Annotated in this window: 16 protein-coding genes and 1 tRNA gene; 5 read left to right on the top strand and 12 right to left on the bottom strand. The window is 64.9% G+C overall.

The features are described 5' to 3' along the window. Window positions 1-171: 171 nt before the first annotated feature. Together AC1DYK_RS19730 and AC1DYK_RS19725 are read right to left on the bottom strand one after the other, a co-directional pair. Window positions 172-247: transfer RNA gene (locus AC1DYK_RS19730), tRNA-His, on the bottom strand. Between the two features lie 30 nt (window positions 248-277). Next, the gene (locus AC1DYK_RS19725) at window positions 278-2,191 is read right to left on the bottom strand and encodes a SurA N-terminal domain-containing protein (protein WP_478167843.1); all 1,914 of its coding nucleotides are present in this window, start codon (window positions 2,189-2,191) and stop codon (window positions 278-280) included. Between the two features lie 196 nt (window positions 2,192-2,387). Here AC1DYK_RS19725 and AC1DYK_RS19720 point away from each other — a divergent pair, with 196 nt between their 5' ends. The 4 genes from AC1DYK_RS19720 to AC1DYK_RS19705 all read left to right on the top strand — a co-directional run bounded on the left by AC1DYK_RS19720 (window position 2,388) and on the right by AC1DYK_RS19705 (window position 3,703). Beyond that, on the top strand, window positions 2,388-2,669 hold the full coding sequence (locus tag AC1DYK_RS19720) for a hypothetical protein (protein WP_478167842.1): 282 nt from the start codon (window positions 2,388-2,390) through the stop codon (window positions 2,667-2,669). Continuing rightward, window positions 2,666-2,995 (top strand): hypothetical protein, encoded by a 330-nt coding sequence (locus tag AC1DYK_RS19715; protein WP_478167841.1) that lies wholly within the window; start codon window positions 2,666-2,668, stop codon window positions 2,993-2,995. The genes AC1DYK_RS19720 and AC1DYK_RS19715 overlap by 4 nt, the downstream gene beginning before the upstream one ends. Window positions 2,996-3,005: 10 nt before the next feature. Continuing rightward, window positions 3,006-3,251: a hypothetical protein gene (locus AC1DYK_RS19710; protein WP_478167840.1), complete on the top strand. Its 246-nt coding sequence runs from the start codon at window positions 3,006-3,008 to the stop codon at window positions 3,249-3,251. Between the two features lie 68 nt (window positions 3,252-3,319). Next, a complete protein-coding gene (locus tag AC1DYK_RS19705; protein WP_478167839.1) occupies window positions 3,320-3,703 on the top strand; it encodes a hypothetical protein in 384 nt (127 codons plus the stop codon). Window position 3,704: 1 nt separating this feature from the next. Here the strand turns inward: AC1DYK_RS19705 and AC1DYK_RS19700 are convergent, their stop codons facing one another. Beyond that, the gene (locus AC1DYK_RS19700) at window positions 3,705-4,043 is read right to left on the bottom strand and encodes a hypothetical protein (protein ID WP_478167838.1); all 339 of its coding nucleotides are present in this window, start codon (window positions 4,041-4,043) and stop codon (window positions 3,705-3,707) included. Window positions 4,044-4,189: 146 nt separating this feature from the next. Here AC1DYK_RS19700 and AC1DYK_RS19695 point away from each other — a divergent pair, with 146 nt between their 5' ends. Beyond that, window positions 4,190-4,690 carry a pilin gene (locus tag AC1DYK_RS19695; RefSeq protein ID WP_478167837.1) on the top strand — a complete coding sequence of 167 codons (501 nt, stop codon included), beginning with the start codon at window positions 4,190-4,192 and terminating at the stop codon, window positions 4,688-4,690. 70 nt (window positions 4,691-4,760) lie between these two features. Here the strand turns inward: AC1DYK_RS19695 and AC1DYK_RS19690 are convergent, their stop codons facing one another. Genes AC1DYK_RS19690 through AC1DYK_RS19650 form a run of 9 tightly spaced genes read right to left on the bottom strand, consistent with a single transcriptional unit; the run spans window position 4,761 to window position 12,661 of the window. After that, window positions 4,761-5,294, bottom strand: coding sequence for a DUF2514 family protein (locus AC1DYK_RS19690; protein WP_478167836.1), 534 nt, complete (start codon window positions 5,292-5,294; stop codon window positions 4,761-4,763). Window positions 5,295-5,349: 55 nt separating this feature from the next. Next, window positions 5,350-5,850 carry a hypothetical protein gene (locus AC1DYK_RS19685; RefSeq protein WP_478167835.1) on the bottom strand — a complete coding sequence of 167 codons (501 nt, stop codon included), beginning with the start codon at window positions 5,848-5,850 and terminating at the stop codon, window positions 5,350-5,352. Further along, the gene (locus AC1DYK_RS19680) at window positions 5,850-6,035 is read right to left on the bottom strand and encodes a hypothetical protein (RefSeq protein WP_478167834.1); all 186 of its coding nucleotides are present in this window, start codon (window positions 6,033-6,035) and stop codon (window positions 5,850-5,852) included. Before AC1DYK_RS19680 ends, AC1DYK_RS19685 begins: the two co-directional genes overlap by 1 nt. Next, window positions 6,032-6,295, bottom strand: coding sequence for a hypothetical protein (locus AC1DYK_RS19675; protein ID WP_478167833.1), 264 nt, complete (start codon window positions 6,293-6,295; stop codon window positions 6,032-6,034). Before AC1DYK_RS19675 ends, AC1DYK_RS19680 begins: the two co-directional genes overlap by 4 nt. Window positions 6,296-6,299: 4 nt before the next feature. After that, complete coding sequence (locus AC1DYK_RS19670) at window positions 6,300-7,124, bottom strand: hypothetical protein (RefSeq protein WP_478167832.1); 825 nt, start codon at window positions 7,122-7,124, stop codon at window positions 6,300-6,302. Further along, entirely contained in the window at window positions 7,124-8,179 is a 1,056-nt protein-coding gene (locus AC1DYK_RS19665) for a hypothetical protein (protein WP_478167831.1), read from the bottom strand. Before AC1DYK_RS19665 ends, AC1DYK_RS19670 begins: the two co-directional genes overlap by 1 nt. Continuing rightward, window positions 8,176-11,388, bottom strand: coding sequence for a phage tail protein (locus AC1DYK_RS19660; RefSeq protein ID WP_478167830.1), 3,213 nt, complete (start codon window positions 11,386-11,388; stop codon window positions 8,176-8,178). The genes AC1DYK_RS19665 and AC1DYK_RS19660 overlap by 4 nt, the downstream gene beginning before the upstream one ends. Next, complete coding sequence (locus AC1DYK_RS19655) at window positions 11,385-11,810, bottom strand: NlpC/P60 family protein (RefSeq protein ID WP_478167829.1); 426 nt, start codon at window positions 11,808-11,810, stop codon at window positions 11,385-11,387. The genes AC1DYK_RS19660 and AC1DYK_RS19655 overlap by 4 nt, the downstream gene beginning before the upstream one ends. Then, on the bottom strand, window positions 11,807-12,661 hold the full coding sequence (locus tag AC1DYK_RS19650) for a DUF2163 domain-containing protein (RefSeq protein WP_478167828.1): 855 nt from the start codon (window positions 12,659-12,661) through the stop codon (window positions 11,807-11,809). Before AC1DYK_RS19650 ends, AC1DYK_RS19655 begins: the two co-directional genes overlap by 4 nt. Between the last annotated feature and the right edge of the window lie 2 nt (window positions 12,662-12,663).

The raw sequence follows: 12,663 nt of genomic DNA, 5'->3' as shown, positions 1-12,663 counted from the left end.
CCAATTGCCGCAAGCAGGGCAACAAGAAATCTCGGGGCACTCGACTGCAGCTTTACAAAGACGTGGAGCAGCGACGGCCCCCGTGACGGGCCCGATCCGGGAAACGGTGCCCGCTTCGGCTCCACAAAGCAAAACAGGCACCGAAGTGCCTGTTTTGCTGACGAATGTCTTTGGGGTGGCTGATGGGACTCGAACCCACGACGACCAGAATCACAATCTGGGACTCTACCAGCTGAGCTACAGCCACCGTAGAGCCATCAATTGTAGCGTCAAAAAACTAGCGTCCGGCCATCGAAGTGGAATCTGCGGGCTTCGGCACCAGAATTTCTGCCTTGAAACGGTTCTTCAGCAGGTTGTAGTAGGCGGCGGTCTCGGCCGCACCCACGGCCTGGGCGAACTGTTCGTTCTCCTGCTTGGCCATGTCGGGCGCCGGTGGCGTGCGCGGCACGCTCTTGATCACGCGCACCACCGCATAGCCCTGGGCGCCGAGGTCGGCACCGACGAGCGCCGGCAGCTTGCCGGTGTCGGCGCGCAGCGCGACTTCGATCACCGGCACCGGCTGCGATTGCGTCTCGAGCCGCGACACCGTGATCGGCGCGCCGAAGCTGGCGCCTGCCGGATCGGTCTTCCAGGCCGCGAGCTTGGCTTCGCCCTCGGCACGCGCCAGCGCCGCCGCGCGCTCGGCGACCAGCAGCGTACGGACCTTGTCCTTGACCTCGTCGAAGGGCAGAGTCCGCGCCGGCGAGTACTGGACCACGCGACCCGAGGCCAGCTGGTTGGCGCCGATCTCGATCGCCTCGGTGTTGTGCTTGCGCTCGAGCGTATCGGGAGCGAACAGCGCATTGAGGAAGTTGCGGCTGGCCAGCACGCCGGTCGCGCCCTGCGCCGGGGTGCGCCCGACGTTGGCCACGGTCTGGATCGTGAGCTTGAGCTTTTCGGCCGCCGGCTTGAGGCTGTCGGGCTGCTGGTAGACGATGTCGGTGAAGGTCTCGGCGGCCTTGGCGAATTCCTGCGTCGCCTGCTGGCTGCGCACTTCGTTCTCGATCGTGGCGCGCAGCTTGTCGAACGGCGGCACGACGGCAGGCTTGAGGTCGACGAGCTGAATGATGTGGTAGCCGAACTCGGTCTCGACCAGGCCGCTGATCTCGCCCTTCTTGAGCGCGAACATCGCGTCTTCGAAAGGCTTGACCATCGCGCCGCGGGTCACGAAGTCAAGATCGCCGCCCTTCTGCGCCGAGCCGGGGTCCTGCGAGTTCTTGCGCGCCACGTCGGCGAAGGTGTCGGGGGCCTTGCGGATGCCGGCGAGCAACTGCTCGGCCTTCGCGCGTGCCTGCTCGCGCTCGGCGGCCGGGGCGCTTGCAGGCGCTGCGATCAGGATGTGGCTGGCGCGCCGCTCCTCCTTGCTTCCGAAGCGGGCGGCGTTCTGGTCGTAGTAGCTGCGCAGGTCGGCCTCGCTGACCGCGATGCCCTTCTTGGCGGCGTCGAGATCGAGCACCAGGTACTCGATGCTCGCCTGCTCGGGCACCTGGAACAGCGCCGTGTGGTCCTTGTAGTAAGCCTGCAGGTCGGCGTCGCTGACATTGACCTTGGCGGCGAAGTCGGCGGGCTTGAAGAGCGCGACCTGGACCTCGCGCCGGTCATAGAAGGCGTTGAGCGTCGCCGCCGCCTGCGCCGCCGTGGCGAAGGCCGTGCCGGACACGCCCAGCGAGACTTGCTGCGTCGCGAGATCGGCGCGCACCGAGGCTTCGTACTGCTCGGGCGTGCGGCCGGTCGCACGCATGAAGGTTTCGCGGTCGAACTTGCCGTCGGCGGTGCGAAACGTTGCCAGGCCCGGATCGGCCGCGAACATCCGTGCCAGCCGCTCCTCGGAGACCGACATGTTCGACTTCGTTGCCGCTGCGGCAAGCACGCGCTCGCGCACCATGCGCTCCAGCGTGGCATAGCGCGCGGCGTCCGAGTCGAGCAGCGCCGGCTCGATGTTGGGCGCCTGCTGCCGGATCCGATCGACCTCGTTGCGGTGCTGGGCATCCCACTCGGGCCGCGTGATGTCGACGCCCGCCACGTGCGCGACCTTCTCGCCCTGGCCGCCCCCCTGATAGCGATCGACGCCGAACAGCACGAACGAGGGAATGATCAGCAAGAACAAGAACACCATGATGATCTTGTTGTACTTGCGGAAGGAATCAAACATGCTTGAGCACTCTCTAGGACGGATATTGACGCAGCAAGAAAAAAGGCGAACCGTCAGTTCGCCTTCTTTGCATCGGGTGGTGGGTGCTGAGGGGCTCGAACCCCCGACCTACGCCTTGTAAGGGATTGGCTTCCCCTTACGGATCAACAGCTTACAGACGGCGCCAACTAACAACGCCACCCAACATACAGACGCCGTGCATTTTACTCTGCGCGGCCACACGCCCCTCCGTTTCGGTGCGCTGTATGCTTATCCAGCCATGAAAGACGCCGAGTACTACACCTTCATGCTGCCGCCCAGCGCGTGGCGCAAGAAGCCATCGCCGTCGACGTTCAAGATGACGATCGAGCAAGCAGCGGCTCGATACCCGGGCGCAGAGCCCATCTTGGCGTCGAAGGAGATCCGGCAGGGAGGCGACGAGGTGATCGCTGCTGATGCGCCCTACCAGCGTCGACAGCCGAAGCCGGAAGCGAAATGACCTTCGCCGAGCTGCCCGTCGGCGCCAAGTTCCGGTTCTTCCGGCGCGGCACCGTGCTGACGAAGACCTCTGCGGGCGGATATGCCACAACGGGCGCCGGGGAGCAGAACGCATCGCCCGACGTGGCGGTGCTGCCCGAGGACGAGGACGCCGCCGTTCGTATCCCGCGCGATCCGCCGAAGGTGGACGACGCGGCCCTGCTCGCGAAGGCCCTGGACCAGCTTGAGACGCATGCCGGCAAGACGCCCGATCTGGCGGCCGCACGCCAGGCGCTACGCCGGCTGGACGCGATGGCACGGATGAAGGCCCCGGCGTTGAAGGGCTAGGATGCCGGCCATGACACATTTACGGCACATCACCGTCTTCGTTGACGAGCCGGATCCCGGCCACTTCCACTGGGTGCTCCACGAAAGCATAGAGGATGCTTCGGTCTGGACCGACATCGAGTCAAGCGTCGAATCCTTCCCGAGTTGGATGGAAGCCTTCGACGCTGGCTGCGTGGAGCTTTTCAAGCTGGTGACCGACGAGCGTTGCGGGCCCAGAGCTTCGGGCGAGGACGAGGACGCCAGTCCGGTCGGCTGACGATCAGCACAGAGGCGGGGCGAGCACTGAGCCCACGCACTCATGGCGGCGTGCTATGTTCCCCGCCCATGAACAGCGACGAAATCTCTGATTGGAGGCGCAAGCGGCTCGCGCTCATCGTCGACGAGATGGGCAGCAGCAAGGCGCTTGGGAATGCAATCGGCCACAAGTCGGGCGAGCAGATCCGCGGCATCCTCGCTGGCATGCGCCCCCTCACTGCGAGGACGATGGACCTGATTGAGGGGTTGCCGGGCCGGAAGGGGTGGTTCTTCCGTGACGGTGCTTCACCCGAAGGCCGCGACCTCGTGAGCTGCCTGCGCTATCTCCGTGAGGGGCTAGAGTTGCTGACGCCTGAGAATCGTCAGATCGCGCGGATCGCACTGAAGCACTTCATCGACAACCCCGACGAGTTGCTCGAAGTCGCCCAAACACTCCAAAAGCTGGCGGACTAGCTCAGCGCGGCGGTAGGTACTGCACCGGCCCGACGAGGATGTCAGACGCCCCGGCTTCAATCTGCCACTCAGCCTTGAAGTAGCAGTCGGTCCCATTGGGCTCGACGATCTCGCAACGGCGGACCTCGAGGTTCCGCAGCAGGCTCATCCTCATGACCGCCTTGCGCGCGGCGCTGTGCTGTGGCGTCCTGCCGGCCATCTCCGTACCACAATGCTCGAGCGATTGCGCATCCAGCTCGACACATAGTCGCATCGCCTCGCGGGTCGCCTCGCGCAGGGTCTCGGCCGACGCCCCGCCGCACAGAGCGAGCGTGACAAGAATTGTCAGAGCCTTCGTCATATTGGTCATTCTCCGTGCCGCGTTTCGTCGCATCATGCCGTGCCATGTGCACTAATGCACATTTTTTTACATATCTCCGGCTTGGCACATTTGCTGCGGTGAGCTACCCGTCCGGGGATTGGTCCTCGGCCTCAACAGGAGTTTCAATGAACCATCGCACCATCGCCCGCCGCGTCCAAGCCGGCTTCACCCTCATCGAGTTGATGATCGTCGTCGCCATCATCGGCATCCTGGCCGCTGTCGCGCTGCCGGCCTATCAGGACTACACCGTGCGCGCCAAGGTCTCAGAAATGATCCTGGCCGCTTCGTCTTGCCGCACTTCTGTCACCGAGATGTACCAAAGCGCATCGGCTATCGACATCAGCACCAGCCTGCCAAATTCCTGCTCCACGACGGCCAGCAAGTACGTCAAGAGCCTCGCGGTTGACCTCAACGGCGTCATCACCGTCGTCGGCGAGCCGGCCGGTCTTGGCGGGTCTGTTGTCGCCAACAAGGACACCATCGCTCTGACTCCATACATCGATGCCGCCATGGCTACGGCGATGGATGGCACGAAGGACGGCGGCAAGGTCATTGCGGCGTGGAAGTGCGCCACCGACGCGACCAACCCGCTTGATACTCGCTACCTGCCGGGCTCCTGCAAGTAAGCGCCATAGTGCCTCAAACAGAAGCCGCCCTCGGGCGGCTTTTTTACGCCTGCCCGGCTATGGATTGAAATCACCGGTCCCAAGGCTGTAGTCCGACTGCGTAGCGCTCGCAGGTCTGACCGCGCGCGTGGGCAGCGTCAGCGAACTCTCCCAGGAGCCGAGCTCTTTCTCGAGCGCGGCCGAACAGGTCGGCAAGCAGAACAGCGGGGTCGGCGGCTGCCGGCCCTGTGGCGGTAATGCCGGAATCTGCGGAGGCTCGACGGATGGAGGCGAGGAAGGCGGCGACACGCTGCTGCAGCCGCCGCTCAGCAGCGCCAGCGCGATCAGCAGCTGCACGCGCCACGTCGAGTTTCTTTTGGCCATCGATCGCCACTCCTTCGGCCGCTCGGGCCCATCGTTGTTCAGTTTCCCGGCGTGAACGCTCGGCCAGGCGGGCGGCCTCGGCCTGGGTGGCGCGGTAGTTGGCCAACTCGGTCCGCGCGCGATCGACGCCGGCCCGGGCGTTGCTCACCCTCACCTGCTGGAACATCACCGCGGCCAAGAGCGCGCCGATGATGACCAGCCAGCCAGCCTTCCCTGCGGCCCAGGTGTAGAGCCAGGTCATCGGCCACCCCGTAGCCACCAGCCGACGAAGTTCCAGAAGTGCGCACCGTACATGGTCAGATCCCCAGCGCTGCACGCGCCTCGTCGTAGTAGCCGTTCCATGTCTCGCGGTGAGGCTTGCCCGGGCGCCATGTGACGTTGGCGTAGAGCTTCCATGCACCCTCGTAGTCGCCGATCTCCGGGAGCGAACCAGGCGCCCACCAGAGGTTGAGCCGGGCAAAGACGCCGGCAAGCAGATCGTTCGTTTCGAGCGCAGCCCAGACGTTCGGCCGCTCCCATGGGATGCCAAGCTCTGCGCATACCCGATGCGCATGGCCTGTCGTGGCCGGATGGGTCATGACACCCTTTACGCCCCCATCCCGTTCGAACTGCCAGAAACCTCGGGCAGGCCCGTTGCCCTGCTGCCGGCGATACCGGAAGCGCGACTCTTGCCGCCCGATCGTGAGCAGCATCAGCCGTGCTTTCGGCGTGTCCATCTTCATCGGGAGCATGGCCAGGCCGGGATTGATGATCTCCTCTAGCACCTGGTGGAGAGGCATTGCGGTTTGGAGGTCCATCACTCGGCGCCCCTCTTCTGGGCGGCCACGTTGCCCACGATGAACGCGCCCACGGTGCCGAGGATGATCGTCGCGTAGGCGCCGCTCTCGAGCTTGCCGAACCACAGCAGGACGGACGTGACCGCCCCACAGCCGACGCAGAGCAGGAACTTGCGCCCGCCCGCCAGGTTGATAACGTCGCTCATCGGAAACCTCCCCTCAGTGCAGCCCACCAGCCCGCGACCGCCGCGACGATGCCCGTCACCCACGCGATCGGCTTTGCGCCCTTGGCGATGACGTCCATGACCTTCATCGCTCCCTCGAGGTTGTCCAGAAACTCGATGAATTTCCCGAGCTTGGCTTCGATTCTCTTGGTCGTTGCGGTGTTCTCTTGAAGGTCGGTTTCGACCTTGCCCATGCGGTCGCGCAGTTCCCCGATGCCGCTGTCGATCTTGTCTTCGCTCATGGGGTCAGTTCCCGGAGTCGGCCCGAATCGCCGCGAAGTTCTTGCCGTTGCCGCCGTTGTAGAGGTAGTCAAACTCCGCATCGCTGATCGCCTTGGTGGCGTAGAAGCACTCATCCGCGCGAACCACACCCTCGCGACCGCCGGTGAAGTACGTGGTGTCGCTGGATAGGCCGCCCGAGATGTTGAAATTCGAGACGTTCGACGTGGTGTAGATCGCAGAGGGGAAGGAGCCGGTGACCTTGGTCATCGACCCCGCGCCAACCTGGCGGAACCGGATTTCGAGTTGATTGCTAGTGCGGTTCAGCGTCCCGATGATGAGCACCCACGTCAGGGCGGTGAAGATGAATCCGGTATCAACGATGATGCGGCCGCCGACCGTCCCGTCCGTAGTGGCCTGCCACTTCACCTTGTTATCTGCGCCCTCAATAGAGATGTACGCTTGCGTTGCGTTCCCTGTGCTTCCGACCCGCCCCATGATGAACCGGCCGCTGCCCGCCACGTTGGCGATGGACGTGAACCAGCCGCCGAAGGAAAAGTCGGAGTTCGGGAGGTCGAGGTTCGTGTTGCTCCGCGGGATGTAGGCCGTTTGACCAGTTCCCATGTTCGGGTTGTAGCCACGGCTCACCAGCCCGCTGGGGGTTGTGATGCCGTTGGAATTCACCGCCCCAGCGGTGTTGCGCAGCGTCAGGTGATTGCTGCCCTTGGAGTCGAGCAGCGTGGGCGAGCTGACGTTGTCCTCCATGTCCCAATAGGCGACGAGGGCGTTGTAGATCGCGAGCGCGTTGGCGTCGATTCCGACCTTCTTCAGCCGCATTGCGGCGATCGGCATCATGCTTCTTGCCCCACGGCGACGACATCCCACTTCGTATCGTCGTTGTTGTAGATCATCGCCAGGTACACCGTCTTGCTGATCACGGTCGTGGTCGGAAGCGTCACGCCGACAGCCCGGTACTGCGTGCCGTAGCTGATCGCGCGCGCCGTGCCGTTGTCCTTAATGCGGATAACGATGCCGAGGCCGTCGATCGCGGTGCCGGTCGGGTTGGCCAAGGCGAGCGCCGCGGCCTGCGCCGTGACCTTCACCATGTCATTGGAGAACGTCGGGGTGACCGTCGCCGACGACGCCACAGACTGCACGTTGGGCGAGCGGGCTTGCTTCAGGTCGAGCGCCGCTTGCAGGTCCGTCTGCGATGCCAGAGTGCCAGTGATCGAACCCCAGGCCACCGAGCCGCCAGCCGGCGCGAAGGGGCCGACCGTGCCGCCGTTGATGCGCGCGTACATGCCGGCCGTCGTCGTCCACACATCGCCATTCGCCGGGGCTGTCGGGGCCGCGCCGTGAGGGATGTTCAACCCTGCCCCGCCCGTCGCCGACGCGAGCGTCAGCAGCAGCCCGTTGAGCGTGATCTTGTCGACCGTCAGGGTGTTGGTGGTGTAGTCGTAGGCGAACGCCGCCTCGGAGCCGAAGGCGCCCGATGCGTTGTACTGGATCTGCTTGTCCGAACCTGCCACGGTGCCGCTCGGACTCGGCGCGCCGAATGCCTGCCGCTTGTCCGTGATGGTGGTGATCGTCGAGGCCCCGGTGACCACCTGGTACAGCCGCATGTACGTCGCGGTGTTCAGCCAGTTCGTGGTGGTGGTCGCCGTGGTCACCACGCCGGTAGTCAGGTGCGCAACCACATAGTTCGTGGTGCTGGCCGTGAGCACCACCGTGCCATTGGCCGGCGTGGTGCCGTTGAACTCGCCACCGAGGTAGCCCAGCGTCAGGCCGGTCGTCGTCGCAGGGTTGACGCCGTACAACGCAGACGGCGAGACCGAGACGAAGTTTTCATTGACCCGGAGATGCCAATTGGCCGCCGCTGCGATCTGCTGGAGTGCTGTGGTGCTCATGCTGTTGCCTGTAGTTCGTGGCCGGGGCCGATGGAGTCGCTGACTTGCCGGACCTTCAGGAAGGCCGTAGCCGATGGCGTGACGCCGATTGCGGCGATCTGCGCCGCCGTGACGGTCGCGGTGTTGGTGACGACGGTCCCGAGCAACGTCGCGTAGGTGCCCGAGCTGTAGAAGGCCCAGGAGTAGGCTTCGGTCGCCTCACCCAACGGCAGCGCGCCGGTCGAGTTGTTCATCGCCAGGCGCGAACGACGATCGACCGTGAAATCGTTCGTGTCAGTGCGGCGCAGATTGATCGGGCTGAGAGGCATCAAGCCTTCCCCGGTGTTGGCGTAGGTCTGCGAGGCAGCGGAGTCCTTGCTTCGCCCCTTGGTGACGGCGCGATAGCTCTTGGATTGGCCGATCCCGCCGACGCCCGTGTCAGGGCGAAGCATCCCGGCTATACGCAGCAGGACGAAGGTGTCACCGATCTGCTGCGTGCCGACAAACCGCTCTGTGCCAAACAGGCCGCGCAGATGGGTCATCAGGGTGTACCGGCCGCCGCCCAGGCTGGTGCCCTGCGCCGATGCTCCGATCTCCCACCGGCCAGCCGCACCGTAAGCCCAATGCTCGCCACCGCCCGAAAGAAGGACATCGCGCGTGACGCTTGCGAAAACGTCGTCGCCCAGGCTGACGGTGATGACGCTCTTTTCGTCGACGGTGAGCGGAGCCCACGCCCCGGTCGTCTCACCGAAGCCGATGGGCGCCGATGCCGAGACCGTGCCGCGGCTCAGAAGCGAGGTGTCATCGTCACCGACGAACAGTTCCCCGTCAGCAGGAACCGCTGCGTAGCTGTCGAGAGCGACATACGGGCCGGCGTTGTTGTCGGCATCGCGCACCGGGGGGATGTCCAGGATCTGAGCGCGCAGCGGGGCGGCGAGAGGCGCGACCACTTGTCCGACGTAGCCGGTCGCGCCGGTCGCCGTCTGCGTGAAGATGGAGGCATCGCCTGGGCACAGGCTCCATTCGCACACCGCCCCGGTGTCGTTGGTCGACAGGACGAGCCACAGCTTGAACGTGCCGCGCGGGTATTCGACGGTAACGCCATCGCCGGGGCTGACCGCGGCGAACTTGCGCGAGACGATCGCGCTGCGGCTGTTCTGCCGGCGCCAGCGGTCGTACAGCGCCATCTGCGAGACCTTCTTCGCTTGGTTCGAAGTGACGCAAATCGGAAGCTGGATCTGCACGTCCTCGGTCGCGTCGGTGACCTGGCGGACTTCCGTCTCGGCGGCTGTCTGGTAGTCGCTGGTCTGTTCGATGTAGCTGGTCGTGACGCTGCGAGGGAGGTCGATCTCCTGCGTGCGGTTGAGAGGCATGGCCTCGCCCGATGCATCGCCCTCGGCTTGGCCGAGTTCGTCGAAGCTGATGGTCGCCACCGACGTGATGTCCGCGAACTTGCGGAACTTCGTCACACCGTCCTCGTCGACCACATAGCCGCCGATCAGGGTCAGCAGCGGCTCGATGTTGGCGCGCGCGCTGGCCGGGTTGGCGAGCTTGTAGCCGATCACAGTATCCGAGTCGGGGATGCCGCTCACGTCGTAGGTCGTGACGCCGGCCAGTTCGCACTCAGCCGCGATGATGTCGCTGACCTTCGCTGCGGTCGGCATCGCCACGCCGAAGCGGTACATGAACGGCGTCATGGTCCACGTCGGGCCAGCCGTGGTCAGTTGGGAAACGCCATAGACGTCGGTCCCATGAATCGCAATCCGGGAGTCGTCGACCAGCAGACCAGACGGGTACGAGACCGCGCTGGTGTCGATCGCAGTCGCCGTGACCGAGACATCAATCTTCCAGAGCGTGGCGAGAAATGGTCCAACGACGGTGTTGTAGACCGTGACCGCGCCGATGGTGTCGACCGTGGCGCCGACGCAGAGGCTCGTCGCATTCAGGACCGCGCCGAAGTCGGTCGGCAGCATGCCCGAAGTGACAACCGAGAAATCGACGAGGCTGCGAACCTCCACGGTGTAGCGGTAGCTCGACGGGTCTTTGTAGACCAGCCACGCGAAGTTGGCCGTGAGGAGAATATCAAATGGGTCACTTCCGGTCGCCGAGCCAACAAGTTCACCGGAGTCCCACTCGTGCAGTTTCGTGAGCTTCTGCAGGCTGCCGGGGTCGCTGCTCACGCACACGTAGTTCCCGAACTTGCAATAGCGCCCGGAGCTTGTGATCTGCAGCGTATCGACCGCGAGCGCCTTCGCGAGCACGCCGTTGCCGTCGTAGAAGTTGAGGTTCCCGCTGTCGGGAGACCCGCCAGGGCCGATACCCCGAATCGCGCAAAGCGGGATGTCGCTGCGGCCCGTGAGGTGCGAATAGGCGCCCCAGATGCTCAGAAGCGGCGAGGATGCAACGTTGCTCACGTAGTCCAGGCCGAGAGCATAGGCGCCGATCGACTGGTCAGATCCGACGTTCTGCTTGATGAAGACAGGGATCGGGTCGCCGTTGGTCGGGATGTGCGACCGCGGCTGCATGATCGTGCTGGCGTTGCCGTTGATCACGCTTCCGGTGCCAAGCACCGACTCGTTGCCCGAAGCAGGATTCACCATCAGCTCGGCGCTGAACTGAGGAACGCGCCCGCCAGGACACTCCACCGCGATCAGGCGCATGCGAACGACGCCGCGATAGGCCGAGCAGGAGCCAGGGCCGCCCGTCCACGATTCCTCGATGGGGTCAGGGAGCTGCGTGATCTCGCCTTGGAATAGCTCGAGCGAGGTGTAAGGGCTGTCCGCGGTCGCAAGGGCCGAGCCGATCGAGATCCCCGAGCTGATGTCGTAGACGAGCTTCCCGTCTTTCCACAGCTTGCGGATCGCCACCGTGGAGCCGTCGCGCGGGGTCTCGCACAGCAGAATCGTCATGTGGACGTAGTACTGATAGCTGGTGTTGGTCGCGCCGCCGCCGCCCTTCCCCGCCTCCGTCGTCGTCGCGATCTCCAATTTGTCGGTAGACCAGATGACGTTTCCGTTGAAGCGCTCCGTTCCATAGACCCTCGGGATTCCAACGCCATAGGTCGAGTACTGGACCTTCAGGTCATCCAGGCGCGGGCCTTCCGTATGCGGCCCCTTGTCGAACAGGCCGCCGATGGCGCCACCGATAGCACCTCCCACGGCGATGCCGACGACAGGAATAAAGAACCCGACGACGGCGCCGATGACGGTGCCGAGTGCGCGGCCGCTCATGCGATCTCCTTGAAGCGGAAGCAGCCGCGCACGGTCTGCATGAAGCGTTCATCCAGCCGGCATTCGGTGACGCGGCGATTCGGTAGCCACGCATGGATGATTCCGAGCGCGTCAGGGCACAGCGGGTAATCGCAGACGATCGCCATGTGGCGGCCGATGCCGTCGATCTGAACGAGGATGTCGCCGGGCTGGATCTCGGCCGGCGCGACTTCGGTCATGTGCGAGCGGCAGAACTCCAGCATCTCGAAGGCGGTCGAGGTCTTGGCGTACCCGGGCGCAGCGTCCAGAGCGGGCAGGCCAAGTTCCGCACGCACAAGGACCGGGAGGCCGATGCAGTCCAGGCCGGCGCGGCTGCGCCCCTGGTGCAAGTAGCGGACCCCGAGCAGCGCGCGCGCCGCGGCGGCGATCTCGGCGCCGGTCACAGGTTGCTCCCTTCGGTGCCGCCCAGGCCGAGCACCTTGTCAGGGCCGGGCAGATGCTCGAAGCCGCCGTGGTTGGGCGTGTTCGCCCACTTGGTGCGGCAGTCCTCGGTGAAGCGCTTGCGGCATCCAGGGGTGAGCGTGTACGTGTCGCCGATCGCCGGGTTGTTCAGAAACGGGAGGTAGGTGACGAAAGCACCCGAGGCGAAGGAATAGATTTCCAGCGCCTGGCCGACGTTCGCGCCGCTGGTGAACTCGATCACGCCCGCGCCGAAGTAGTCCAAAGCCTCTGCTCGAGCGCTGTCCGCGAACGTGCGGAGGTCGGTGACGCCGGTCAGCGTTCCCGTGACGGTCAGCGGGCCGAGAGCCTTGTTGCAGGCTGGCGTGAAGTTGTCCGGGCTGATCGAGCCGAAGACCCACGGGCAACCCTTCGTGACCAGCCGGCCGACCGTCTTCTGCAGCCGCTGCGTCAAGCCGCGCATCTCGGCATTGAAGGCCGAGCGCGTCACCTTGATGTCGCCCATGGTGAACGTCGCGAGACGCATCGCTCCGTCCGACAGCGAGCGATAGTTGACCTCGAACATCTCGACCGTGCAGCCGTCCCACAAGCCCGCCTCGAAGTCGGGTTCGGTGATCTCATCGGACAGCGCCCCCTCGACCTCGGTGTTCACGACCGCGGCGCTGGCCTCTTGGCTGATGGCCTTAGGGTTGAAGCCGTCCTTCGAGCGGTAGATCACGCCTTCGAACAGGAGGTCGCGCGCGGAGGTCGTGACAGCCAGCACATAGCCGTCCCGCCGCGTCGCCTTCCAGCACCAGGCGAGCGTGGTGGACCCCAGCGACTGGTGCGCCGCCAATG

This window comes from Variovorax sp. P2_H12 (assembly GCF_056403395.1).
This window is presented reverse-complemented; position numbering and strand designations above follow the sequence as displayed.